The sequence below is a fragment of the Bacteroides sp. OM05-12 genome (assembly GCF_003438995.1).
In the GTDB taxonomy this organism is placed as follows: domain Bacteria; phylum Bacteroidota; class Bacteroidia; order Bacteroidales; family Bacteroidaceae; genus Bacteroides.
This window is the reverse complement of the sequence record NZ_QSUN01000002.1, coordinates 122069-148819: the sequence shown is the minus strand read 5'-3', so window position 1 is coordinate 148819 and position 26751 is coordinate 122069. Positions and strand designations below refer to the sequence as shown.

Genomic DNA, 26751 nt, shown 5'->3' with positions numbered 1-26751 from the left:
TATGAAAAAAACGTAAAGAGAAGATTTTTCCACATTTTTCTAACTAAAAAGGTAAAAAGACATGAGAACGATGATTAAAACGACAAGTCTGTTACTACTAGGATGGACAACCATAATCCCCTTGGCAAATGCACAGGATAAGTTTGAAGTATCAGGCAATGTAGAATTGGTAAGCAGTTATGTATGGCGTGGCATGGATCAGGAATCAGGAGCCTCTTTGCAGCCATCGCTCACATTGGGTTATAAAGGGTTCTCACTCGAAGCATGGGGAAGCGGAAGCCTCTCGGACTTTCATCCGCAGGAGTTTGACATAACGCTGGGATATTCCACCGGAGGTTTCGGAATATCGGTAACCGATTATTGGTGGGAAGGTGCCGGCGCACCTTACGGACATTACAAAGACTCCCACTATTTTGAAGGGACTGTCAGTTACAACTTCGGAGAAAAATGCCCGCTCACTCTCTCATGGAGCACCATGTGTGCCGGAGCAGACAAAGATGAAAAAGGCGACCGGTATTATTCATCTTATTTCAATGCCGCCTATGACATTGCTCTGCCGAAAGAAATTACGTTGACACCGTCCATCGGTATCAACCCTTATAAAAGCAGGTATGATGAAGACTTTAATGTAATGGACATCAGCTTGAAAGCCTCCAAGGACATTAAGATTACAAATAGTTTTTCCATACCATTATACGTACAGGCCATTGTATCTCCGGCATACGATCATGCGTATTTAATAGCCGGACTCAATATCGGATTTTAAAGAAAGTTTTCAAATAAAGATCAATATGAAAAAAATAGAAGCCATTATACGTAAGACAAAATTCGAAGATGTGAAAGACGCTCTGCTTGAAGCAGATATCGAATGGTTCTCATTCTATGATGTAAGAGGTATCGGTAAAGCGCGTCAGGGGCGTATTTATCGTGGAGTAGTATATGATACCGGTTCTATCGAACGCATTCTGCTGAACATTGTGGTTCGTGACAAGAATGCGGAAAAGACAGTTCAGGCAATAATCAAGGCTGCACAGACCGGAGAAATCGGAGACGGACGAATATTCGTCATCCCGATAGAAGATGCCATCCGCATCCGTACGGGAGAAAGAGGAGACATCGCACTCTATAATGCAGAAAAAGAAAAATAGTACAGGTATTCAGGTATTAACACATTAACAGTAAAAAGATTATGAACACATATACGAAACATGTTATCCTGAGACGATGGGTAACCGGAGCCATCCTGTTGGTTTCAATGTTCGCTTTCGATACTTTTGCGCAAGACGTAACTGCCGTTGCAGTCCCGGAAAGCGCCCCGACTACTATCATCGACGCAATGGGAGAACTCGCAACCGGCATCAACACGGTATGGATGCTACTTGCCGCCATGCTGGTATTCTTCATGCAACCGGGATTTGCTTTAGTGGAAGCAGGATTCACCCGCACTAAAAATACAGCCAACATTCTGATGAAAAACTTCGTCGACTTCATGTTCGGCTCACTTCTGTTCTGGTTCATCGGATTCGGACTAATGTTCGGAATCGGCAATTTTGTAGGAGCACCGCATTTCTTTGACCTCAGCATCATGGATTCCATTATCGACAACGGACTCCCGATTGAAGGGTTCCTGATATTCCAGACTGTATTCTGCGCAACCGCCGCTACCATCGTATCCGGTGCAATGGCAGAACGTACTAAATTCTCCATGTACCTACTCTACACGATCTTCATCAGCGTAATCATCTATCCGGTATCCGGTCATTGGACATGGGGAGGCGGTTGGTTGATGAATGGCGACGAAGGCAGTTTCATGATGAATGCATTCGGAACTACTTTCCACGACTTCGCAGGTTCTACGGTTGTTCACTCCGTAGGCGGATGGATTGCCTTAGTGGGCGCGGCAATTCTCGGTCCCCGTGTAGGTAAGTACGGTAAAGACGGAAAGTCAAAAGCCATTCCCGGACACAACCTGACCATTGCAGCCTTAGGCGTATTTATCCTTTGGTTCGGATGGTTCGGATTCAATCCCGGTTCACAGCTCGCCGCTGCCACAAGCTCCGACCAGTTCATCATATCACACGTATTCCTAACCACCAATCTTGCCGCCTGTGCCGGAGGTTTCTTCGCACTTGCCGTCAGTTGGCTCAAGTTCGGGAAACCGTCTTTATCATTAACCCTGAACGGCATCTTGGCGGGACTCGTGGGTATTACTGCCGGATGCGATCTGGTATCGCCTTTCGGAGCAGTGATGATCGGTATGATTTGCGGTATCGTTATGATATTCGCCGTTGAATTCATTGACCGTGTATTAAAAATAGACGACCCCGTGGGAGCTTCTTCCGTACACGGAGTATGCGGATTCTTGGGAACCGTACTCACCGGTCTTTTCGCCACAGAAGAAGGATTATTCTATGGCGGCGGTTGCGGTCTGTTATTGGCACAGCTGTTTGGTGCGGTGATAGTAGGTGCATGGGCAGCAGGTATGGGCTTCATCATCTTCAAAGGACTCGATGTGGTTCACGGTCTTCGCGTTACCAAACGTGTGGAAGAGGAAGGACTCGATGTGTACGAACATGGCGAAAGCGCTTATAACTAAAACCAACTATAAGAATCTAATTAGAATATAGATTTATACCGGAGAGCCTTAACCGGCTTTCCGGCAACAAAAGAAAAAGAAATATAGATGAATATATTAACAACAAATCAAAATTAGGTAGTATGTCGAAACTTAGATTTAGAGTAGTCGAAACAGCGTTCAAGAAAAAAGCTGTAGAGGTTTCCTCTCCTAAAGAGAGACCTTCGGAGTATTTCGGTATGTATGTGTTCAACAAAGACAAGATGTTCAAGTATCTTTCCAACGAGGTTTACAAGAAGCTGACGGATGCGATGGACAATGGCGCTCCTCTTTCCCGTGAGATTGCCGACGAAGTGGCAGCCGGGATGAAGAAATGGGCGATTGAAATGGGAGCTACACACTACACGCACTGGTTTCACCCGTTGACGGAAGGAACTGCCGAAAAGCATGACGCCTTCGTAGAGCATAACGGTAAAGGCGGTATGATGGAATCTTTCTCCGGTAAGCTCCTTATCCAGCAAGAACCGGATGCATCCAGTTTTCCGAACGGCGGTATCCGCAACACATTCGAAGCCCGAGGATATTCTGCATGGGACCCCTCATCACCTGCATTCATCGTAGGCGACACGCTTTGTATACCGACTATCTTCATCGCTTACACGGGAGAATCACTCGACTATAAAGCTCCGCTGCTGAAAGCACTCCGCGCCGTAGACAAAGCAGCCGTAGAGGTTTGCCGTTATTTCAACCCGGAAGTAAAGAAAGTATATTCTTACTTGGGATGGGAACAAGAATATTTTCTGGTGGATGAAGGTTTATATGCCGCACGTCCCGACTTATTGCTCACCGGACGTACCTTAATGGGACATGAATCTTCCAAGAATCAACAATTGGAAGACCATTACTTCGGAGCTATACCTACACGTGTGACGGCTTTCATGAAAGAATTGGAAATAGAAGCTCTGAAACTGGGCATCCCGGTAAAGACCCGTCACAACGAGGTTGCACCCAACCAATTCGAACTTGCCCCTATCTTTGAGGAGTGTAACCTTGCCAACGACCACAACCTGCTTATCATGGCACTGATGCGTAAGATAGCCCGTCACCACGGCTTCCGCGTATTACTGCACGAAAAACCTTTTAAAGGAGTCAACGGTTCCGGAAAACATAACAACTGGTCACTCGGTACGGATACAGGCATATTATTGATGGGACCGGGCAAGACTTCCGAAGACAACTTGCGCTTTATCACTTTCGTTGTAAACACCCTGATGGCTGTTTACCACCATAACGGGTTATTGAAAGCAAGCATCATGTCTGCCACCAACGCCCATCGTTTGGGAGCCAACGAAGCACCGCCCGCTATCATCTCTTCTTTCCTCGGCAAACAGCTGACTCAAGTGCTCGACCATCTGGAAGAAAGTACCAAAGACGATCTTATCAGCCTCAGCGGCAAACAGGGCTTAAAGATGGATATACCTCAAATACCGGAGTTATTGATCGACAATACCGACCGTAACCGTACAAGCCCGTTTGCCTTCACCGGAAACCGCTTTGAGTTCCGTGCCGTCGGTTCGGAAGCAAACTGCGCAAGTGCAATGGTTGCACTCAATGCCGCCGTAGCCGACCAGCTCACCAAATTCAAGAAAGAAGTGGATGCTTTAATCGACAAAGGCGAGCCTAAGATTTCCGCTATCCTCGAAATCATCCGTAAGTATATCAAGGAGTGTAAGGCAATCCGTTTTGACGGTAACGGTTACAGTGACGAATGGAAAGAAGAAGCACAACGTCGCGGACTGGACTGTGAGACAAGCTGTCCGATTATCTTCGACAACTATCTGAAACCGGAAAGTATCGCCATGTTCGAATCAACAGGTGTACTGACAAAGAAAGAATTGGAAGCCCGCAACGAAGTGAAATGGGAGACTTACACCAAAAAGATACAGATTGAAGCCCGCGTACTGGGTGATTTGGCAATGAACCACATCGTGCCGGTTGCAACAGAATATCAGTCTAAGCTGATTGACAACGTGTACAAGATGAAAGACTTGTTCCCTGCCGACAAGGCAACGAAGATGTCTGCCAAGAATCTTGAACTGATTGAAGAAATAGCAGACCACACCATCTTCATCAAAGAGCACGTAGACGCAATGGTAGAAGCCCGCAAGGTAGCCAACAAGATAGAGAGTGAACGCGAAAAAGCCATCGCTTACCATGACACGATTGCTCCGATGCTCGAAGAAATACGCTACCACATTGATAAGCTCGAACTTATCGTAGATAACCAAATGTGGACACTGCCTAAATACAGAGAATTACTTTTCATAAGATAGATAATTTTGATTATCTATTTCTTTTGTTGGTTGTTTTAAGTTTGGAAGAGGAGATACTGTGAAGTATTTCCTCTTTATTTTTCATCCAAGCGGGCATGAATAAAAAATGATTATGAGTACGAACAAATAGCCGCCTCATTCGTTCTTATTGCTTACTAACCAATAAAAAAGAAAGAAGTTATGAAAGATAAAAGTAGAATTTGGACTATCGTCGCCGTCATCGTAGCCATCTTGTTATTAGGATATTGGATATTCTTCACTAAAAAAATAGACAACGCCGTCGATCAGCAAGGTGAAGAAGTGATTGAAGATCTGGAAATACCGGCACAACCCGATACCGTTACTACCGTATTCAATTAAAACCATATTTCTTTGCAACCTTTTTCTTTTCCATTATCTTTGTCGACAAACAAGATGAATGGAAAAGAAAAGTGCTTCTATATGGAATCCATGGCATGGTTGCCACAAACTGAGCGAAGGTTGCCGGCATTGCTATGTCTACCGGGGCGACAGCAAGCGCGGACGGGACAGCTCCATTGTAGAGAAGACGGGAAAATTCGACCTGCCGCTTCAACGGAAGAAACGAACCGATGAATACAAAATACCTTCCGGCAATCTTGTCTATACCTGTTTTACATCCGATTTTCTTGTGGAAGATGCAGACGAATGGCGTCCGGAAGCATGGGAAATGATGCGCATCCGTAGTGACTTGCATTTTCTTTTCATCACCAAACGAATCGACCGCTTGCAACAATGCCTGCCTGATGATTGGAAAGACGGTTATGACAACGTGACCATTTGCTGCACAATGGAGAACCAGAAAGAAGTGGATTATCGTTTACCCATCTACAAGGCAGCTCCCATCAAACATAAAATCATCATCTGCGAACCGTTGCTGAGTAAAGTCGACTTCTCTCCCCATCTCGGAATGTGGGTAGAACAAATCGTAGCCGGAGGCGAATCCGGCAAAGAAGCCCGCATCTGCGATTATGACTGGGTATTGGACATCAGACGGCAAGCCGTAGAGGCAGGCATATCATCCTTTTGGTTCAAACAAACCGGAGCCCGACTATTAAAAGACGGTAAAGTATATAACATCAGCAGGCAATACCAACACGTCCAAGCCCGAAAAGCCGGGATTAATTACGACGTTTGAACCTGAAGCCGTTAAACAGTTCGGACAATCCATAGACAATAGAACTGATACCCAGCATGATGAATGCCGCAGAAAGTGCATTGAAAGGGTTAACCAATACGATAAGTCCCGCAACAAGAATCAATACCGGAACAATGTAAAAGCCCATCGGAACATACGTCCACTTTCTTGCGGATACCAGCGAAGCAATCTGCTGAATACCTCCCAGCACCAATATAAAGCCCAATATATACATTAATATATTAACAAAGAATGCCGGCATGATCATCAACCACAGACCGAATAAAATACTGCCCACTCCGGCTATCGGGAATATACGGTAATCTTCTTCGTCTTTTTTCCCACGGGCAAAGTAGCTGATAAGCGAAATCAAACCGGGAACAAAGAACAACACTCCTACTGTAATCACTAAATAATTGATAGCCTCTTCAGGCCATAATACCAATAGTAAGCCCAGAACTAAAGCAAAAACGCTTCGGAGCATAAAGTAATTAATAGCTTTCATATTTCTCATTTTTTATAATCGGAACGAATATACGATATATCTCTGACATATGAAAAGGATTTAAGCGATAAAGACTTGCCCGGTAGTCACACATGCCTGTTCTTCATTCACATCCTCATCTACCAGAATAGCTACATACAGCCACCACAACAAAAGTATACATAAGATGATTGCTCCGAAAGCGATCCAAAATTTCCTTCTATTCATAATGTTTCATTTTATTTTACTCCCTAATAACAAATATGGGGAAAAGATTGTTCCCGGAGAAGAGTAAAGAGATGCAGAAAAATAATCGCTATTTTTATTCCGGTAAATAATAAATATTATATCTTTACCCTCCTATTCTTTACGAAAGAACTCTATGAAGACCATCTACCTATATATCGGATTATATATATTGCTGCCATTCAGCCTGAAAGGTACTACCACCCATCCATCATATTGGAAAGAGGTGTTGCCCGCTTTCGATACGCTTACCGTAAGCCTGGAGCAGAACTTAGACAACGCCGACAAGGATAAATTCAGTCACGTCATCCGTAAAATGTATCAGTTGGCAGAGCATCACAAAGAGCTCAATATTCTACAGGCGAGAGCTATGTACTGGGATGCCCGCATTAACACAAATACGGACTCCGCCATGTGTTTGCTCAAAAAGGCGGCAACGCTTGTCGACGATAAGCGATATGAATATGACAAGTTCCGTATTCAGCACCAACAAACCAAGCTGCTGATATACAAAGGCGACTGGCTTCCGGCATATATACAGGCCAAAAAGGAAGAAGCCTACTTTAAAGAAATAGCGGATACGCTTATGTTGGCACATGCTTGGGTGGATTTGGGAGTTGTAATGAGTAACTTGAATGATTTGGATAAGGCTTTGGAATATCTGGAAAAAGCAGATTCCTGTTTCGAGACACTGAAACAAACCGATTTACAGATGAAGAACCGACTGAATATATGTAACATTCTTTGCTGCATGGAACGCAAAGAAGAAGCGGTCAATACCCTCAAATTACTGCTAGAAGAACCGGAAGCACAACGTGACACTTCGTTCTATATCAATGTGTTGATGTCATTAGGTTTCTATGAAACAAACACAAAAGATGCACAATATTACACGGATAGAGCTTATAAATTAGCACTGACTTTCGGCAGTAAACTTCTCTTGGCCCAAACATCCATCAATAAAGCGACGTCACTCTATAACCAATCAAAAACAGACAGTGCACAGCTACTTTACCGTCACGTATGGAATTTCTCAAAAGGAACAGACAACTGCGAAATACAACTCCATGCCCTCGCCGGACTAACCAACACCTTTGCCAGTGTACAACGTTGGGACAGTGCCTATCATTACTCTTCGCTTTACCAGCATTACAATGATTCGTTATCGGGAATAAACAATCTGTCTGAGATCACCCGTATAGAGGGACGTGCCGCCATTGAAAAATATGAAAACGACTTAATACAGATGGAGGTAAAAGCCAAACTTCAACGCAAAGCACATATATGGATTCTTACTGCAACAGGCTGTTTCTCTCTCCTTGTCTGCGGCATATTCTGGTATATGCGCAAAAAAGAGGTAATGAAAAAGCAACTGAAAGAGATTGAAGTAAAAGACTTGAATGTCCGCTTGGAAAATGAAAAGCTGAAGAATGACCGCTATCACCTCGAGATAGACTCCAAAAACAGAGAATTGACTTCCAACATTATGCTCATGCAGGAGAAAAATCAAGTATTAAGAAACCTGCTGCAACAAATCGATGCATTAGGCAGTGATGGAGAATTGCCCCGCCAGAAATCTACCGAACTAAAGAAACAAATCAAAAGTCATCTACAAATAGACGATGAATGGCAATACTTCAAATTACACTTTGAATCCGTATATCCGGAATTCTTCGTTAATCTGAAAAAACAATACCCCTCATTGACAGAAAATGACCTCCGTCTCTGTGCTTACATACGCATCGGGATGAGCAACAAACAGATTGCCCAAATGCTTTCCGTTCTACCGGACAGCATCAAGATTTCACGTTACCGGATACGAAAGAAGTTTCTGTTACCACAAAAGGATTCTTTAGAAGATTTCTTACGGCTCACCTGATATTTATAAAGGAGAAGAAATAATCAACGGGACGATCGAATACGAACATACGGTCGGTTGAAGACAAAGATACGGTCGATTGTCTGCAAACTCCTATCGTTTGCAATCAATCGACCGTATGCTTATTTACACTACTTCACAAAGATCTTACGGATGGTTACCCCTTTCTCTGCGGTAATCTGCACAAAATAGAAATCCGAAGGTAAAGAAGTAACGCGAATGCAATTATCCGAGTTATCCCGATCTATGACTACCCTACCCATTTTGTCGATTACCCGGACACCCGTATATTCACCTTTGACATAGAAACAATCAGTTGCCGGATTAGGATAAACATCAATGCCGCTTTGTACATCACGGATACCATCCGGACCTGTCGAAACAAAACTCAACTCAGCCGGCCCTGACTCTCCCGACGAATAGACTCTACGAACGGAAGCTTTATTCTCGCCTTTGACCAACCCTTGCAATAAGAATGAATGATCGGTCGTATTATGTTTCACCAATTTATCATTCAAGTATACATCATAAGAATAGTATTCTTTTTGAGGAACACTTCTCTCTGCATCGATGAATACATCGTCGATCATTAAAAGATAGGTATTCATGGAAATACTGTTTATCGTCACATACTTAGCCTCTGCCGGAACATTAAATTCATAATGTGTCCACACCACAGGAACATCCTGCTTACTGTTTTCTATCCAACTGAAATCATCAATCTCTTTTCCTGTCATGGAATAGCCTATACGGAATATCTCCAATCCCATCGCACTTTCATAAGACCGCGCATAAAAAGATATTGTGAAATCTTTATCCGACTTCAGTTCCGGAGATATAATCCAATCATCACTATAACCGGATTGCGCAGCAAAACTTGCCAGATACTTATTGCCGCTATATGCAGCCGTATCACCGGGAGCCGTTTCGGTAGCGTTCATAATGATATAAGCCATTTCTTGCTCCATTCCGGGAAACTCATACATTGCCGAGCCCCAAGTTTCAGACTGGTCTGCATCGATATAGCTCCACCCGATTACTCCCGGAGAATTGATCGTGAAGTCAGGGTGTGTCTCAAAATTGTCGAACAGCCCTCTATCCCATGTCAACAAACATTCACCTTCCACCTCAGTATTCTCTGCAAAGATATTGAACGGTTTCTCTATAATCTCCTGTAAAGTGTAGGCTTCTGTTGAATAAGCGGCTTCTTTACTAAAATCAACTTCGTTCTTTATTAATGCTGTGTATCCCGGCAATACTACTTTCACACTATATATACCTTTCCACATTTCACTGAACTTGATCTTTTCCTCCTTACCGATCGTATCTGTATAAACATGTTCGTCGTTATATAAGGTAACGATAGCACCTTCCGAACTTTTCCCTGTGGTATTTGTATGAACATTTACAGTCACAGTAGTAAACATATCCTTATAAAGTACGTCAGAGAAAGCCGGTACGGAGCTAACGCCCTTTGATGATACAGTCTTAACTGCATAACGATAGATGCCCTGCGGAATATCTTTCCATTTTGTATCTGCCAGTTCCATTCCCGTTTGCGGTTCGGTGGTAAGCAATGTCCATGATGGTTCTTCTTTCTCTTTGCCACTCAGTAATCTCCATACCTTATAGACCGGTCGGTCGATATCCGCCGTTACAGGTTCATCTACTTTACCTAACGGAAAACTATTTACCCGAATCATTAAATTGCTATTATAAGTATCCCATGATTCCAAATAAACAAACCCATTTGCCGTGAAGTCATCATTGTAGCACATCAAATGCTCTGCAAACGGGTTGGTTCCACCATCTACGCCCAAAGACAAATTACCTTCGTCCACACTGAACGCTACCAAACAACCGTTAGGTGCATAAACTTCTTCTTTAAAATTGTAGGTAGACCATTGGGAGACTTGCGTCGGGACTCCTCTTTCCGAATAAATAATATGATTGGTAGGATTTCCTTTTTCATCCAAATCGAATATATAGATATTAACCTTGTCATTAATGGCCTTTTCGTCTGTCAGATACCAACTTACATTATTAAAAAGCATAGGTACACGATATACATTACCAAAGACACTTGCTTCATTTCCATAATCAAATCCAAACGAACTCTCACCCGAAGTACCATCATCATAAATAAAATCGGTCAAGTCTGCCGGTACTTTCCAAGAAATAACCGGACTGTCATTCTCTTTATTTACCGTCAGTCCATACGGCGGAAGTTCTCTTTCCGTTAATACTACAGTACCTAAATCCTTATTACCTGCAAGATCAAATAACTGCGAATAATAATAATAGAGCTTCTCTTTTATACTGAGTGTATACGAGTTCGCCTGATAAACACCGGTAATGGTAAATACTCCTCCTGCATCCGTAACTGCCTCGAGATGAACATAACCATCCAAAAAGACAGAAACACCCGCAAGCAGTTCGTTATTGGTTCCCACTATCTTTCCCGTAATAGAATAGCGAGGTAAAGAAACCAGAGTAGCATTTAACTCTGTCGCTGCCTTTTCCTGAACGGAAATAGATTCTTCTTTTACCACATATCCTGTTTTAGTAAATACTACGGTATAAGTTCCCGCTTCTATATTCAGCAGGCGATACTTTCCCTCTGCATCTGTGGTCACTTTAGCTCCCGTTTCTTTCACACTCACTACACAGCCTGCCAATGAAGTGCCGTCTGCATCTGTTACCTTACCGGTTATACTTCCGGCATTGCTTTCCTCAAGAACCAGATTGCTGACTGAAATATAGAACTTATAAGCATCTGAACAGGCATACAAACCTACCCTATAAGCATCATTCTCAATATTCTCCGGCAAATAGACTGTTTTTCTAATGACATCTTGAGAGGAATATGTAGCTTCATCCAATACAACAGCTTGCCCTTCCGCCGTATCATCTTTCCCGAAAGTCACTTTCAGTTTCTCCGGCATTCCACCTGTCAGCACATCAAACGATACTTTATAAGCCTTCCCTTTTTCCAAAGTAACAGGCGGACTTATCAGCCAATCATCACCGGAATTAGTTGAACTGTAATTGTATTGGGCTGTCTTCATATAGTGAATCCATGTCACCTTATCTTGATTGGCATCGATAACCGTCCATTTATTAAAGTCCGCATCGGTTTCAAATGTACAGGAATAAGGTACGGTAAAAGGATTACCTACTCCTACTTTGTTACTGGTAGCCTTACCTCCTTCACCATCAGTATTAAATGCCTGTATGCTATAATAATAACTGTTATAGTCACTGATATTATTATCATCTATACCGGTTTGATCCGTAGATTCCGTGATGACAACTTTATCAGGATACCTCGTTATCTTATAAGTCAATGTGGATACATCGATCCATCCGCCATTAAGTCCTATTGCGGGAGCGCTCCATGACAAGCGGATAGAATTATTACTCAACCTTTCGGCAGACACCATCTTCGGAGCGGCCGGTATATCCCGTCCCACAAATTTGGCAAGGGAAACGGCAGAGCTCTCTCCACCCTCATTGGAAGCTGTTATAGAATAAGTAGTCATCCCTATCGGTACATCCATATCTATATAGTCGGCCTTTCCACCTACAACAGGGTTTGCTATGGTATGAATCAAATCTCCGTTACGATAGATTTGAACACTAGTCAGTGCCGTCAATTCATTCCCAACCACATCTTTCGTCGGATTTGTCCATGACAGGGACACCTTATTACTGAACCCATCCAAAGTAATACTCAAATCGGACGGCGCAACAGGAGCTTTCACTAAAGATGCCGTATAAGGAATATATAAGCCCAATATTTGAGAGTTATTCCCAATTGTTCCCAAATTGGCAGCCTTTCCTGTTTTCGTATCCACTTTGGCAAGAAAACCTTTTTCTGCCGTGGTAGTAGCCGCCCAATACAGTTCATTGGAATTGCGGTCAAATTCCATGCTCTGACGATAGGCGGGAGAAATGCCGGTTGCCCCGACAGTTGTTATCTCTCCGTTTATCTTATTAATTGTACACAAATCACCATTAACAGTTACACCATACAATTCACCGTTGACATCAGCAGCCATGGCAATCAATGTCTGTTTAAGAGTTGCCACATCCGTACAATCGCCAGTGGTCAAATCTACCGTATGCAAAGATGAACCGTCACTCGAAGAGGAATAAGCCCACATGGTATTGGTTACATAATCATAGGTCATATCACCAAACAGCACCTTCATTGTCGAATAATCCTTAATCATCACCGATTTGCCACTTTCCAGATCCATCTTATAGAAGCCTAAAGGCAAAACATGGCTCTCAACAGTCGTATATGCATAATAGTAATAAGAATCATTGGCATAAGCTCCGGCACAAATAGTAAAGCCGTTAGTTTTATACAGGAATGAAAACTCCTGAAGATGATCCAAAGATAATTCAATGATACCCTTCTCCTTTATTTGGTCATCAAACTCCAAGTATCCATAGATTTTCTTACCTTCACCGGATACTAAACCTCTTGTATTCTCAGGTAATGATGCCGGAGATTTTAAATTAAGTGCCTGCTTCTGTAAAGAATGTAATTGTCCGTCCATTATTCGGGCTACCCGTAAATCCGGTTTCTGAATATCCCCGAAAGCAGTTCGTCCCCGTACGTCCGACTGAGCAAAGGCATATACAACCAATAGCTGTAGAAATGTCCAAAGAAGTAATAGCTTTTTCATGTTTATTCGTTTTTAGTTTAAGAAGTTTATGATTCGTTTAAGGTATCAACACAAGGAAACCTCTTTTAAACCTTGCCCAACCGATTCACAAATATAGAGGTATTAGACGCCAATGAATAATAGAAAGGGGATACAAACGGTATACAAAAACAAATTCTATAATTCACTTTATTTCATAATAGTCTATAAATGAACGACATAATCAAATACAGAGAAATTACAATAGAAGCTACCACCATAATTACGCTCTATCTATCTTCAAACTATCTGAATTTATATTAAAACATGAAACTTTCCGTATTCCGGGAATGTTGTCTCTACGAAATTAAAAGTTATAGCATTATGGAAAATAGCAAATTATTATTGGGTATCGGCATTGGCGCCATAGTAGGCAGCCTTGTCACTTGTTTCGCCAAATCGGCAAAAGGACAAAAGATGAGAAAAGATCTTTCCAGCTCATTCCACGAACTGGAAGGAGATGCAGAAGACATTCTCTGTTCAGCGAAAGAAAAAGCTCAATCAACCGGACAGGCAATTGCCAACAAAGTAACAGGCAAGTATAATTATGCCAAAGGACGGGTGGAAGAGAAACTGAATAATCTTTCCGAAGAACTGAATAAGGGATAATAGCAGGGGAGTTACCCGAAAAGGCTGCATATTCTTTCTTTTTGGATGAGGGGGGTGTAATAGGAAGAAGGCTATTGCACCTTTCCTTATATATAGACACAACTTGCAGATTATTAGGATAATTCACTATTACTGCATAAAAAAGTAAGTTTTCTATTGCATATATCAAACAGAAGGTTTATATTTGCCCGCAAATAAATCATAAAGCAATGAAGGTGATAATGGTAAATACATATTGGTGGTGGCACTCTTTACAACTCCGACAGTCGTAAGGGAGCAGCTCCTCATGTATATATACTAACCAAAAATATTAAAAAGAGGCCTGTCGCACTTGCGGCAGGTCTCTTTTCTTTTGTACACAATAATAAAAACAATATAAATTATGAAAAGAACATTTCAAGTGAACGAAGAAGGCTATTATGGAGAGTTTGGCGGAGCATATATCCCCGAGATACTTCATAGTTGCGTGGAAAACCTGAAGAAGACCTATCTCACGGTATTGGAAGATGAAGACTTCCTCCGCGAATATGATCAATTACTGAAAGATTACGTGGGACGCCCTTCCCCGCTCTACTTTGCCCGAAGACTGTCCGAACAATACGGATGCAAGATTTATCTGAAAAGAGAAGATCTCAACCACACCGGAGCACATAAGATAAACAATACCATCGGACAGATTTTGCTTGCCAAACGGATGGGGAAGACACGGATTATCGCCGAAACCGGTGCCGGTCAGCATGGAGTTGCCACCGCTACCGTCTGTGCCCTGATGAATATGCAGTGCATCGTCTACATGGGCAAGACGGACGTGGAGCGGCAGCACATCAATGTACAGAAGATGCAGATGCTCGGCGCAACGGTTTGTCCCGTCACTTCCGGCAACATGACCTTAAAAGACGCCACTAACGAAGCCATACGCGACTGGTGTTGTCATCCTGCCGATACTTATTACATCATCGGTTCTACCGTAGGGCCGCATCCTTACCCCGACATGGTGGCACGCCTTCAATCCGTTATCAGCAAAGAAATCAAGAAACAGCTGGCAGAAAAGGAAGGACGAGACTATCCCGATTACCTCATAGCCTGTGTGGGTGGTGGAAGCAATGCTGCCGGAACAATCTACCACTATATAGATGACGAACGTGTGAAGATTGTCTTGGCAGAAGCGGGCGGTAAGGGTATAGACAGCGGCCTGTCTGCTGCCACGATCCAACTGGGTAGAATGGGGATTATCCACGGTTCGAAAACACTGGTTATGCAGGATGAAGACGGACAGATACAAGAGCCTTACTCTATCTCCGCCGGACTGGATTATCCGGGAATCGGACCGTTGCACGCCAATCTTGCCCGGGAGAAACGCGCTACGGTGTTTGCCATCAATGATGATGAAGCGTTACGGGCAGCCTTTGAGCTGACAAGAATGGAAGGCATTATCCCTGCATTGGAATCCGCACACGCACTGGGGATATTCGGTAAGATGAAATTCAAGCCGGAAGATGTAGTGGTGCTCACGGTATCGGGCAGAGGAGACAAGGATATGGAGACATACATCAACGCAGAAAATACTATATCACAATGAATACATTCAATTTCACAACCGTAACCAAAAGTGTGCTCGGAGATTTGAATACCCCCGTAAGCATCTATTTGAAAGTACGCGACATCTTTCCGGAATCTGTTCTGTTGGAGAGTTCCGACTTTCATGGAAACGAAAACAGCCTTTCCTACATCGCCTTGAAACCTTTGGCAAGTTTCGGTGTAAACAGTTACATGAGCGAGATGAAGTATCCGGATGGGAAACGGGAGGAGGAAAAGATAACGGACAGCTTCACCGTAGCGGATTCCATGAACAAATTTCTGTCGTGCTTCCGCATAACCGGCACAGAAGCGGATACCTGCGGGCTGTTCGGTTACACTTCTTTCGATGCCGTGAAATACTTCGAGAAAGTGCCCATCATGGAGTGTCACGATGATATGAATGATGCGCCGGACTTGCTCTACATTCTCTACCGATACATTATCGTATTCAACCATTTCAAGAACGAATTGACGCTGATAGAATTACTCCAAGAAGGTGAGGAGGATCATCTTTGCGAACTGGAATCAATCCTCAACAATCGGAATTTCGCATCCTACGACTTCCGCCCCGAAGGAGCAGAAAGCAGTCCTGTTACGGATGAAGAGTACAAAGAAATGGTACGCAAAGGCATTGCGCACTGCATGAGGGGCGATGTTTTCCAAATCGTTCTTTCCCGCAGATTCGTACAGCCATTCCGGGGAGACGACTTCAAAGTGTACCGCGTATTACGTTCCATCAACCCTTCCCCCTATCTTTTCTACTTTGATTTCGGTGGTTTCCGCATCTTCGGCTCTTCACCCGAAACGCATTGCAAGATAGAGGACGGACGGGCAACCATCGACCCGATTGCCGGAACGTTCCGCCGCACGGGTGATGTGGTAAAAGACCGGGAACTCGCCGAATCTCTGTTGAAAGACCCGAAAGAGAATGCGGAACACGTGATGCTGGTAGACCTCGCCCGCAATGATTTAAGCCGGAATGCAGAGGGTGTGCGCATCGACTTCTACAAGGAAGTACAATATTACAGCCACGTCATTCACCTTGTATCCCGCGTGAGCGGAAAGATAGCCGAAGGAAGAAATCCGATACAGACATTTATCGACACCTTCCCGGCAGGCACACTGTCCGGCGCACCCAAAGTACGCGCCATGCAGCTCATCTCCGAAATAGAAAAGCATAACCGGGGCGGCTACGGAGGATGTATCGGCTTTATCGGACTGAACGGGAACCTGAACCAAGCCATCACCATACGTACGTTTGTAAGCAGAAACAACTTGCTGTCTTATCAGGCGGGAGCGGGAATTGTGGCAAAGAGCAATGCAGAGAGTGAATTGCAGGAAGTCAACAATAAGCTGGGCGCACTGAAGAAAGCCATCACCATTGCCGCAACACTCAAAAATTAAGAACCTATGAAGAAGATATTATTATTGGATAATTACGACTCTTTCACCTACAACCTCTTGCACGTAGTGAAAGAACTGGGACAGACCGACGTTGAAGTACATCGCAACGACCGCATCTCACTCGATGACGTGGAACGGTTTGACAAGATACTCCTTTCACCCGGTCCCGGCATACCGGAAGAAGCCGGTATATTGCTACCGCTTATTCAACGTTATGCCCCTACCAAAAGTATTCTCGGCGTTTGTCTCGGGCATCAGGCGATAGCACAGACATTCGGTGCGCAATTAGAGAATCTGACGGAAGTTTATCACGGCATCGCCACTCCCATCCGTATCGTCAAGGAAGACTTGCTATTTAAAGGTCTTCCCGAAAGTATCGAGGCGGGACGTTACCACTCATGGATAGTATCCCGCAAGCATCTGCCAGAATGTATCGATGTGACGGCGGAAGACGAACAAGGCAACATCATGGCACTCCGCCACCATATATATAAGGTAAGGGGAATCCAGTTCCATCCCGAATCGGTACTTACTCCCAAGGGGAAAGTCATCATCAGGAACTGGCTGGAGGAATGAAACTATCTCAAGTTTCCCCGCTTGAGCGGGGATTAAGGGGTGTGTGATCTTTCTTTGATTATTAAACTGTTGGAAAAGTCACACACCCCCTACCCCCGCTCAAGCGGGGGAATTGAGATAGTTATGACAACCTCACAGGCAGGATCCACCTGTGGGGGTAGCATGGGACTCACCCATGGGGGTAGCATGGGACTCACCCATGGGGGTAGCATAGGACTCACCCATGGGGGTAGCATGGGACTCACCTGTGGGGGTAGCATGGGACTCACTCGCAGGGGTGGCATAGGACTCACCCATGGGTAGGCATAGGACCCTCCCGTGGGTGGATGGGTGATCCTCCCGTGGGTGAATCCCCCTCCCACAGATGGGTATTATAAAGAGAATAACAAGAACAAAAACAGTAGTTTATGAAACAGATATTATACCAGCTCTTCGAGCATCAATACCTCAGACGGGAAGAAGCCCGGGAGATATTACAAAACATTACTTCGGGCAAATACAATGATGCGCAGATAGCATCGCTCATTACCGTATTCCTGATGCGAAGCATTTCGGTGGAGGAACTCATCGGGTTTCGTGAAGCCCTATTGGAGATGCGCATCCCCGTAGACCTGTCGGACTTCGAGCCGATCGACATCGTAGGAACCGGAGGCGACGGCAAGAATACGTTCAACATCTCTACCTGTGCGTGCTTTGTTGTGGCGGGAGCAGGGTATCCCGTGGTGAAACACGGTAACTACGGTGCAACATCCGTGAGCGGGGCAAGCAATGTGATGGAGCAACACGGCGTCAGATTCACATCGGACATCGACCGTCTGCGCCTCAGCATGGACAAATGCCACATCGCCTACCTGCATGCCCCCCTGTTCAACCCCGCACTCAAAGCCGTCGCGCCCGTCCGTAAAGCACTCGGAGTACGTACGTTCTTCAATATGCTCGGTCCGCTGGTCAACCCTGTTATCCCCAAATATCAGCTGCTCGGCGTGTACAACCTTCCGTTACTGCGCTTGTACAGCTACACCTTTCAGGAAAACCGAACAGGGTTTGCAGTCGTGCACAGCCTGGACGGGTACGATGAAATCTCCCTTACCTCCGACTTTAAGGTAGTCACCTCCAATAATGAGAAAATCTATACCCCCGAAAGTCTCGGTTTCAGCCGTTGCAAGGAGAAAGATCTCGACGGAGGCAACACTCCTGAAGAAGCGGCAAAGATATTCGACCAAGTTCTCACCGGTAATGCCACCGAAGCACAAACCGCCTGCGTAATAGCCAACGCCGGATTCGCGATACAGGTGATGGAACCGCAGAAGACACAGGAAGAGTGCATCGCCCTTGCCCGTGAGTCCTTGCAAAGCGGACAGGCATACAATACATTCAAAAGATTCTTGGAAATAAACGCATAACCGGTATGAAAGATATATTAGAAGAAATCATCGCCTACAAACGGATTGAAGTGGAAATGCAGCAACAGGCCTTTCCCTCAGAGATATTGGAAGACCATCTCACGGACGCCGTTCCCTTAAAACGCTCCATGCGTCAGGCTCTAGAGCAATCCGCAACAGGAATTATAGCCGAGTTCAAACGCCGCTCTCCCTCAAAAGGATGGATAAAGAAAGATGCGAAGGTAGAAGAAATCATCCCCGACTATGAACGAAACGGGGCTACGGCTCTTTCCATACTGACCGATGCCGAGTTCTTCGGAGGCAGTCTGCGGGATATACGTGAGGCACGTGCTTTGACCGACCTCCCCATCCTGCGAAAAGATTTCATCATCAGCGAGTATCAGCTATTACAGGCTAAAGCGGTGGGCGCGGATGCCGTGCTGCTCATTGCCGCATGCCTCACTCCCAAAGAGTGCAGGAACTTATCCCGCAAAGCGCACAGGTTGGACTTGGAAGTGTTGCTTGAGATACACAGTGAAAAGGAATTGGAGTACCTGAATGAGGAGATAGATATGGTAGGTGTAAACAACCGTAATCTAGGCACTTTCCATACAGATGTGGAGAACTCCCTGCACCTTGCGGAACTCCTGCCGAAAGACCGGGTTCGTATATCCGAAAGCGGTATCTCCTCTGCAGAAACAATGGCAAAGTTGCGTAATGCCGGATTCCGGGGCTTCCTTATCGGAGAGACTTTCATGAAGACCGAACATCCTGCGGATACATTACGCCGTTTCATTAAAGGAGGCACGGTATGATACTCAAAGTATGCGGTATGAAAGATGCGGAGAACACCCGTCGGGCAGAAGCGTTAGGCATTGATATGATAGGAAACATCTTCTATCCCGGCTCTCCGCGCTATGTATCGGAGAGGGAGCTTCACTTTACACCGAAGCGGGCAAAGCTCGTCAGTGTCTTTGTAAATCCGTCGGAAGAACAAGTCTGCCGTATTGTAAGTGTTGTCGGTTCGGACTATGTTCAGCTGCACGGAACGGAACCACCGGAGTTCTGCTCATCCCTCAGAGACAAAGGTATCCGGATTATCAAGGCATTCCCTATCGCCACAGCAGAGGATATGCAAAAGACAGAGTCTTATGCAGGGCTTTGCGACTACTACCTGTTCGACACAAAAACATCCGCTTACGGAGGTTCCGGCAAGCAATTCGACTGGGAGATAGTTAAGAGTTATACCGGAGAAACGCCTTTCCTCCTGAGCGGAGGTATCGGTCCGGACAGCATACCGGCACTAAAGGAGTTCAAGCACCCCATGCTCGCGGGTTACGACCTCAACAGTCGTTTCGAGATCCATCCCGGAATAAAAGACATCCCCCTGTTAAAAGAGTTCATTCAACAGATCAAATAACCGTTAATACAATAAACATCATGAACAGAATCAATAAATTATTCAATGACCGTGCAAAGAAAGACCTTCTTTCCGTTTACTTCTGTGCCGGATACCCAACCTTGAACAGTACGGTAGAGATTATCACCGAGCTGGAGCGTCAGGGTATTGATATGATAGAAGTCGGCATTCCTTTCAGTGACCCTATGGCGGATGGTCCCGTGATACAAAACGCAGCGACACAAGCGCTTAGGAACGGCATGACGCTACGCCTACTCTTCCAACAACTACGAGACGTACGCCATCACATCCACCTCCCCCTCGTACTGATGGGATATTTGAATCCGATTATGCAATACGGCTTCGAGAACTTCTGCCGTTCCTGTGTGGAATGCGGAATAGACGGTGTTATCATTCCCGACCTGCCCTACCGTGACTACATGGAGCATTACCGTATCATCTCCGAGCGATATAATATTAAAGTCATCATGCTGATTACTCCGGAGACTAGTGAAGAACGCATCCGGCTCATTGACGAACATACAGACGGTTTCATCTATATGGTATCTTCCGCCGCCACTACCGGTACACAGAAAGATTTCAATAAAGAAAAGCTGGACTACTTCCAACGCACCCAATCCATGAACCTGCAAAACCCACGTATGATAGGTTTCGGCATCTCCAACAAACAGACTTTCCAATCCGCCTGTAAGTATGCGGCAGGGGCTATAATAGGCAGCAAGTTCGTCACATTGCTGGGTGAAGAAGGTAATCCTGAAAAGGCGGTAAGCAAATTGCTGGAGGCTCTGAAAGAATAAACTGATTCTCAATGAAGGAAGAATCGACTGAAATTATTATCTTTGCAGCCGGAAACAATTAGCAGGAGAGTCAAGTATGGTGTTATACAACAAATATCCGTCTGTGTTATTGATTTATACAGGCGGTACGATAGGTATGATTGAGAACTCTGAAACAGGAGCGTTGGAGAATTTCAACTTCGACCATTTGCTAAAACACGTCCCCGAATTAAAACGTTTCAATTACCGTATTTCATCTTATCAGTTTAACCCTCCTATCGATTCGTCCGATATGGAACCTTCTTACTGGGCTAAATTGGTGAAAATCATTAACTATAACTACGATAGCTTCGATGGATTCGTTATTCTGCACGGTACGGATACAATGGCATACACTGCTTCCGCACTGAGTTTCATGTTGGAGAATCTTGCCAAGCCGGTCATACTAACAGGATCACAGCTTCCCATCGGCGTACTGCGAACCGATGGTAAAGAGAACCTGATAACCGCCATCGAAATAGCGGCGGCAAAGCATCCGGACGGGACTCCGATAGTGCCCGAAGTCTGTATCTTCTTCGAGAACTTGCTTATGCGCGGCAACCGCACCACCAAGATTAATGCGGAAAACTTCAATGCATTCCGTTCACATAATTATCCCGCATTGGCACATGTAGGCATACATATCAAATATGAGCCTCATCTTATTCATAAGCCCGACCCGGAGAAAGTATTCAAACCTCATTATCTGTTTGATACGAACGTAGTTATTCTAAGCCTATTCCCCGGCATACAGGAAAACGTAGTATCTTCCATACTTCATGCCCCCAACTTAAAAGCAGTTGTACTGAGAACTTTCGGCTCGGGAAATGCACCGCAGAAAGAATGGTTCATCAATCTGCTGAAAGATGCGACGGACAGGGGCATTATCATTGTCAATATCACCCAATGCTCCAGTGGCGCAGTTGAAATGGAACGTTACGAGACGGGATATCATCTGCTTGAAGCGGGTGTAATCAGCGGTTACGACAGTACGCCGGAAAGTGCGGTTACCAAACTTATGTTCCTGCTCGGGCACGGACTCAGCAATCAGGAGATCCGTTACCGTATGAACCGGTCACTTGTAGGAGAAATCACCAAAAGAGAAAGGTAATACCATCAACTTCCGGCAGGCACCGTCCTACCGATGCGCATCATACTGACAATTGCAGCGACAACAGCCACTCCACATCCCAAGTAGAGAGAAGCGTTCATGCTGTCTCCCGGAAACAGCCGGAACATCAAGGCAACCAAAGCTGCCCCACTCGTCTGCCCCAACAAACGTGCCGTGCCCAACATACCGCTTGCCCCGCCGCTCCTTTCCTTTGGAGCAGAGGATATAATGGTACTGTTATTCGGCGTCTGGAACAATCCGAACCCTGCTCCGCAAATAGCCATACGCCATATAATATCTATATCTTGCGGATTTGCGGGCAGCTCACCCAACATAAACAATCCGAATGCAAAGATAAGAAGTCCCACTCCCCCTAAGATTCCCGCATTGATTTTCTCTACAAGTACTCCCGCAAGCGGAGCAAAGAGCATCGTTGTCAAAGGCCATGGCGTCAACAATAATCCCGTTGCCACCTCGTCTTTCCCTAAAGAACCTTGCAGAAAGAAAGGCAAAGAAACCATCGCCAACATCTGTGCGATAAAAGAGAAGATAGAGGTCATGATGGAAAGAGAGAAGATAGGAATCTTCAACAAGTCCACCGGAAATAAAGGATACTCCTGTTTACGCTCCCGCCGAAAGAAAAAGAACCCGAAAACCAATAGAATGATAAAACCGGCAATAATAACATCTGTCTTAACCCTATGGGTAAAAGCCTCTATCAAAGCAATGACCAGTCCGAAGGTTATGGCATTCATGATTCCCCCCATCACATCAAACTTACGTCCGGCAACCTTCACGGGATTATCAGGGAGAAATTTATAGCTTAACGCAAGCGCTGCAATACCTATCGGGATATTTATGGCAAACAACCAAGGCCAATTCGCCATGGATAAAATAGCTGCCGCGATAGTAGGTCCCGCAGCGGAAGAAACGGAAACCACCAACGCATTAAGTCCCATTCCCCTACCCAAAAAACGTGCAGGGTAAATAATACGTATCAACGCCGTATTCACACTCGTGATAGCCGCCGCGCCAAAACCTTGTAATGTACGGGCTATAATCAACGTAGGAAGTGAATCCGCCATGGCACACGCCAATGATGTACAAGTAAACAGCAATAAACCTGCGGTATATACACGGCGATACCCCCATATATCCCCAAAAGAAGAAAGAGACAACAAGGAAACTGTTATAGCCAACTGGTAGGCATTGATTACCCAAATAGAATTGGCCGGAGAGGTATGAAGATCATCGGCAATAGTAGGGAGTGCAACATTGGCGATAACTCCGTCCAACACGGACACAAGAATACCCAAACCAATGGCTAAAATAGCCCAATACCGATGAGGTAACGGCAAACCGTCTTGTACCTGATTAATCTTTTCCAAACTCATTTACTTATACCAAATTACTTTGCATTCCTCTAAAAACAAACGACACTGCGTTTCAGTCTGCAAAGGAAATAATTCTTTAGCAGAAACAGTCCATAAAACAAAGATAAATTCAGGTTATCCAGCGTTGTTTCTTTACATCCAGATATTCGGTTTTAAAGATATCGACACACAATATAAAGAGCGAAAGCATCAAAGGCCCGAAGATCACCCCCATGAATCCGAATAACGGAAGTCCGATGACTACTCCGAAAATAGTTATCAAGGGATGGGTATCCGCCATCTTTTTCTGCAAGATAAAACGAATCAGATTATCAATATTGGTTATCACTACCAATGCATATATCAACAAACCGATTGCATTGCCCCAATCTCCTGTTATAGCCATATATGCTACCAACGGAAACCAAATGATCGCAGTGCCCACGATAGGAATAATCGTAGCGAAGCAGGTCAACAGTCCGAACAATAATGCACTCGGAGCATCAAAGATGAAATACCCTAACATAGCAATACTACCTTGTATCACCGCAAGCAGAGGAATACCGATTGCGTTTGACCTCACAAGCATGTGCACCTCTTCCAAGACATTCCTTTTATTCTTCGGATTAAAAGGCAATATATCATATATATATTCTTCCATACGACTTCCGCCGATCAGCATGAAATAGAGTACGAATACCAATACAAAGACATTTATAGCGAACCCGCTGATTTCTCCCATCAGGAATTGTCCCACTTGTGGCAATACGGAAGCAATGGATGAAAGATTTTCCGTTTTCAGCACATCATATCCGGTCTTCTCTTTTATCAAAGAAACCAAATGCTGTATCGGTTCCATGATGCTCTGCGGATCAAGATTGAGATTTTGCACCTTGTTCACGAGCAGCCAAACTATCAAAGACAAAGGAATGAGAAAGCACAGTATGGTTTCACTCAAGAGTAAAACGGCAGCCCGGCTCCTTTTCATCTTTTTCTTCAAAATCAAATGCCGCATTTGTCCACGCAGCAATACATAGATGGTACATGCTCCAAGCAGACCTCCCAGAAAAGGTCTTAACTTAAAAAAGATAATCGTTCCCAACAAAAGGATAATAACGACAAGAGAGTATTTCCAATATTGTTCTTTTACATTCATCAATCCGGTATTTACAAATAAGAACAATAAATCAACAACGATGGTTTACTATACATCATTATTTAGTTATAAATAAGTATGGAAACTAGATAGATCGCAAAAAATCTTCCAAAGAATCTTCTTGTCGTAATTTCAATTTTCTTCTTATCCTATAACGTGAAGTTTTCACCGTATCCGGTTGTACGGAAAGCATCTGGGCTATCTGTTTGTTTTCTATACCGATGCGGATATACGCGCATAAACGCAATTCGCCTTCAGACAGATCAGTACATACTTCTTTTAGTTTTGAGAAGAAGTCCGGATGAACTTTCTCGAAATGTAATTTAAAATAGATCCAATCATCTTGCGGTACTAAGTCGCCCTTAATCTGCCCTACTAATTCTGCCGCATTCTTTTCAGACATATTTCCTTCTTTCCGCATAGCCTCTATTCTGGAAACAAGCTGATCCAACAACCTGTTCTTCTCACTAACCATTAATGCATTGGAAGCCAATTCCTTATTCTGAGCATCAATTTCCAGTTGGAAATGTTCATTACGTAGTTGTTCATTCTTTAATCTGGCGGCAATTTCCTTATTTTCCAATATTTTCAACTGTTTCTTTACTTTCTCCTTGTTGCGCAATGTCTCGAATACATACCAGACAAACAAGATAATGAGTATTCCGAATACTACGAGAGAATTTATTATTCTTTTATGCATAAGCATATCCTTCTCTGCCTGCGCCAATTCCGATTCATATCTTTTCTGAGCAATCTGAGCCTCCATCTGATTTACAAGAAATACATTCTTTATCTGATTAAGAGAATCCCGAATAGAAATATATTCCTGTTGATAGGCAAATGCACTGTCCCAAATCCTCCTCGAAGAATATACATTAATTGCACCTCCCAATGCCGGCAATATAAAATCATAATTATTACTTTGTCTGGCATACTCCAAAGCATATTTATAGTAGAATAAAGCACTGTCTTTCTTATTTTTCTTATACAAGTTCTCTCCTTTAACGACTGCCGCCTTAGCCTGCAAAAAATCATTCTTCAAGACTGACGACAAACGATAAGCCCGTTCCGCATATTTATCGGCATTCTCAATATTTTCGGTTTGGTTATGAATTGAAAACAAAACATTAATATAAAAGACCGTATCTTTCTTTGCCTCCGGTTCATCCAATAAATTTAGAAGTAGACTTATCGCCTTATCTTTCTGTCCGGTTGAATACAACACATTCGATAAATTCAGATGATTTTTTATTCGATACTTATCTAATTTATTAACTTCATAAAGACTATCCGCCTTAGACAAATATTCTAAAGCCCGTTCATGTTCCTCAATGTCTTTCAAATAATTGCCGATGTTGATGTATGTAGAAGCAAGCATGATGGCATCCTTTTCTTTCTCATAATACATCTCCAACTTTTTCATCTTATTGTAATAATTCGTCCAATTTCCTTTTTTCAAATTTATCATGGCTTCTAAAGAAAGGAAACGTTCATAATCATAACAATAACTCAATGTATCCAACAACTGAACACCGGAGCGAACTAAACACAAAGCCGAATCCAGTTCCGACTTTGAGATCAACAACCGGGCATTCCAATATTGCGCTCTTGATTTCAGAACCGGCAAATGAGGATTAACGGCAGCTAAAGTATATAACGAATGTACTACAGCTAAACGTTTTCCATAAGATAACCCGTTGTATGTATCACTTTCCAACAAGATAACCAATGAATCCGCAGAAGGACAAACAGGCTTCCAATGGAAAAACTGTTCTCTGGTAACACATCCTCCCAATTGATAAACAGAAAAGAATATAATCAAAAGAAGCCATCTCATAGCACAAAAATAGTAAAAAGTAAGTATGTACACCATTTGTACACTATCTTTTTCGGGGAAAAACCGCTAAATACGTTATTTTTGTTATTGAGATAACTCCTA

22 protein-coding genes are annotated in these 26751 nt (G+C 44.0%); 16 read left to right on the top strand and 6 right to left on the bottom strand.

The genetic code is table 11. From position 1 onward, the window contains the following. Positions 1-70: 70 nt before the first annotated feature. The 6 genes from DXB63_RS02475 to DXB63_RS02450 all read left to right on the top strand — a co-directional run bounded on the left by DXB63_RS02475 (position 71) and on the right by DXB63_RS02450 (position 6064). Positions 71-766 carry a TorF family putative porin gene (locus DXB63_RS02475; RefSeq protein ID WP_369869573.1) on the top strand — a complete coding sequence of 232 codons (696 nt, stop codon included), beginning with the start codon at positions 71-73 and terminating at the stop codon, positions 764-766. A gap of 25 nt (positions 767-791) precedes the next feature. After that, positions 792-1148, top strand: coding sequence for a P-II family nitrogen regulator (locus tag DXB63_RS02470; protein WP_122124799.1), 357 nt, complete (start codon positions 792-794; stop codon positions 1146-1148). Positions 1149-1189: 41 nt separating this feature from the next. Beyond that, positions 1190-2596 carry an ammonium transporter gene (locus DXB63_RS02465; protein WP_122124798.1) on the top strand — a complete coding sequence of 469 codons (1407 nt, stop codon included), beginning with the start codon at positions 1190-1192 and terminating at the stop codon, positions 2594-2596. Between the two features lie 122 nt (positions 2597-2718). Further along, the gene (locus DXB63_RS02460; protein WP_122124797.1) at positions 2719-4908 is read left to right on the top strand and encodes a glutamine synthetase III; all 2190 of its coding nucleotides are present in this window, start codon (positions 2719-2721) and stop codon (positions 4906-4908) included. A gap of 180 nt (positions 4909-5088) precedes the next feature. Then, the gene (locus DXB63_RS02455; protein ID WP_122124796.1) at positions 5089-5268 is read left to right on the top strand and encodes a hypothetical protein; all 180 of its coding nucleotides are present in this window, start codon (positions 5089-5091) and stop codon (positions 5266-5268) included. Between the two features lie 58 nt (positions 5269-5326). Further along, complete coding sequence (locus DXB63_RS02450) at positions 5327-6064, top strand: DUF5131 family protein (RefSeq protein WP_122124795.1); 738 nt, start codon at positions 5327-5329, stop codon at positions 6062-6064. Here the strand turns inward: DXB63_RS02450 and DXB63_RS02445 are convergent. Then, a complete protein-coding gene (locus DXB63_RS02445) occupies positions 6048-6569 on the bottom strand; it encodes an HdeD family acid-resistance protein (RefSeq protein WP_122124794.1) in 522 nt (173 codons plus the stop codon). The two genes, DXB63_RS02450 and DXB63_RS02445, sit on opposite strands and share 17 nt — an antisense overlap. Positions 6570-6629: 60 nt before the next feature. Next, positions 6630-6776 carry a hypothetical protein gene (locus DXB63_RS18075; RefSeq protein WP_199604145.1) on the bottom strand — a complete coding sequence of 49 codons (147 nt, stop codon included), beginning with the start codon at positions 6774-6776 and terminating at the stop codon, positions 6630-6632. 154 nt (positions 6777-6930) lie between these two features. On the opposite strand from DXB63_RS18075, the gene DXB63_RS02440 reads away from it, so the two are divergent. Further along, positions 6931-8673, top strand: coding sequence for a hypothetical protein (locus DXB63_RS02440; RefSeq protein WP_122124793.1), 1743 nt, complete (start codon positions 6931-6933; stop codon positions 8671-8673). A 131-nt stretch (positions 8674-8804) separates the two neighbouring features. On the opposite strand, the gene DXB63_RS02435 is transcribed toward DXB63_RS02440, so the two are convergent. Continuing rightward, positions 8805-13370 carry a carboxypeptidase regulatory-like domain-containing protein gene (locus tag DXB63_RS02435; protein WP_122124792.1) on the bottom strand — a complete coding sequence of 1522 codons (4566 nt, stop codon included), beginning with the start codon at positions 13368-13370 and terminating at the stop codon, positions 8805-8807. Positions 13371-13712: 342 nt separating this feature from the next. Between DXB63_RS02435 and DXB63_RS02430 the strand changes: the two genes are divergently transcribed. From DXB63_RS02430 to DXB63_RS02385, 9 genes are all read left to right on the top strand, one after another. Beyond that, positions 13713-13997 carry a YtxH domain-containing protein gene (locus tag DXB63_RS02430; RefSeq protein WP_158563616.1) on the top strand — a complete coding sequence of 95 codons (285 nt, stop codon included), beginning with the start codon at positions 13713-13715 and terminating at the stop codon, positions 13995-13997. Positions 13998-14379: 382 nt separating this feature from the next. Next, positions 14380-15576 carry a tryptophan synthase subunit beta gene (trpB, locus tag DXB63_RS02425; RefSeq protein WP_122124790.1) on the top strand — a complete coding sequence of 399 codons (1197 nt, stop codon included), beginning with the start codon at positions 14380-14382 and terminating at the stop codon, positions 15574-15576. After that, positions 15573-16979 carry an anthranilate synthase component I family protein gene (locus tag DXB63_RS02420; RefSeq protein WP_122124789.1) on the top strand — a complete coding sequence of 469 codons (1407 nt, stop codon included), beginning with the start codon at positions 15573-15575 and terminating at the stop codon, positions 16977-16979. Before trpB ends, DXB63_RS02420 begins: the two co-directional genes overlap by 4 nt. Positions 16980-16985: 6 nt before the next feature. Then, a complete protein-coding gene (locus tag DXB63_RS02415) occupies positions 16986-17555 on the top strand; it encodes an aminodeoxychorismate/anthranilate synthase component II (protein WP_122124788.1) in 570 nt (189 codons plus the stop codon). 407 nt (positions 17556-17962) lie between these two features. Continuing rightward, positions 17963-18958 carry an anthranilate phosphoribosyltransferase gene (gene trpD / locus DXB63_RS02405; protein WP_122124786.1) on the top strand — a complete coding sequence of 332 codons (996 nt, stop codon included), beginning with the start codon at positions 17963-17965 and terminating at the stop codon, positions 18956-18958. 5 nt (positions 18959-18963) lie between these two features. Continuing rightward, positions 18964-19752: an indole-3-glycerol phosphate synthase TrpC gene (trpC, locus tag DXB63_RS02400; RefSeq protein WP_122124785.1), complete on the top strand. Its 789-nt coding sequence runs from the start codon at positions 18964-18966 to the stop codon at positions 19750-19752. Next, positions 19749-20357 carry a phosphoribosylanthranilate isomerase gene (locus DXB63_RS02395; protein ID WP_122124784.1) on the top strand — a complete coding sequence of 203 codons (609 nt, stop codon included), beginning with the start codon at positions 19749-19751 and terminating at the stop codon, positions 20355-20357. Before trpC ends, DXB63_RS02395 begins: the two co-directional genes overlap by 4 nt. Before the next feature lie 20 nt (positions 20358-20377). Next, positions 20378-21154: a tryptophan synthase subunit alpha gene (gene trpA / locus DXB63_RS02390; RefSeq protein WP_122124783.1), complete on the top strand. Its 777-nt coding sequence runs from the start codon at positions 20378-20380 to the stop codon at positions 21152-21154. A 76-nt stretch (positions 21155-21230) separates the two neighbouring features. After that, positions 21231-22283, top strand: coding sequence for an asparaginase (locus DXB63_RS02385; RefSeq protein WP_122124782.1), 1053 nt, complete (start codon positions 21231-21233; stop codon positions 22281-22283). Between the two features lie 5 nt (positions 22284-22288). Here the strand turns inward: DXB63_RS02385 and DXB63_RS02380 are convergent, their stop codons facing one another. The 3 genes from DXB63_RS02380 to DXB63_RS02370 form a co-directional block, all read right to left on the bottom strand. Further along, on the bottom strand, positions 22289-23671 hold the full coding sequence (locus DXB63_RS02380) for an MFS transporter (protein WP_233522740.1): 1383 nt from the start codon (positions 23669-23671) through the stop codon (positions 22289-22291). Between the two features lie 115 nt (positions 23672-23786). Next, positions 23787-24812 (bottom strand): AI-2E family transporter, encoded by a 1026-nt coding sequence (locus DXB63_RS02375; RefSeq protein ID WP_122124780.1) that lies wholly within the window; start codon positions 24810-24812, stop codon positions 23787-23789. 85 nt (positions 24813-24897) lie between these two features. After that, on the bottom strand, positions 24898-26649 hold the full coding sequence (locus tag DXB63_RS02370) for a LuxR C-terminal-related transcriptional regulator (protein ID WP_158563615.1): 1752 nt from the start codon (positions 26647-26649) through the stop codon (positions 24898-24900). Between the last annotated feature and the right edge of the window lie 102 nt (positions 26650-26751).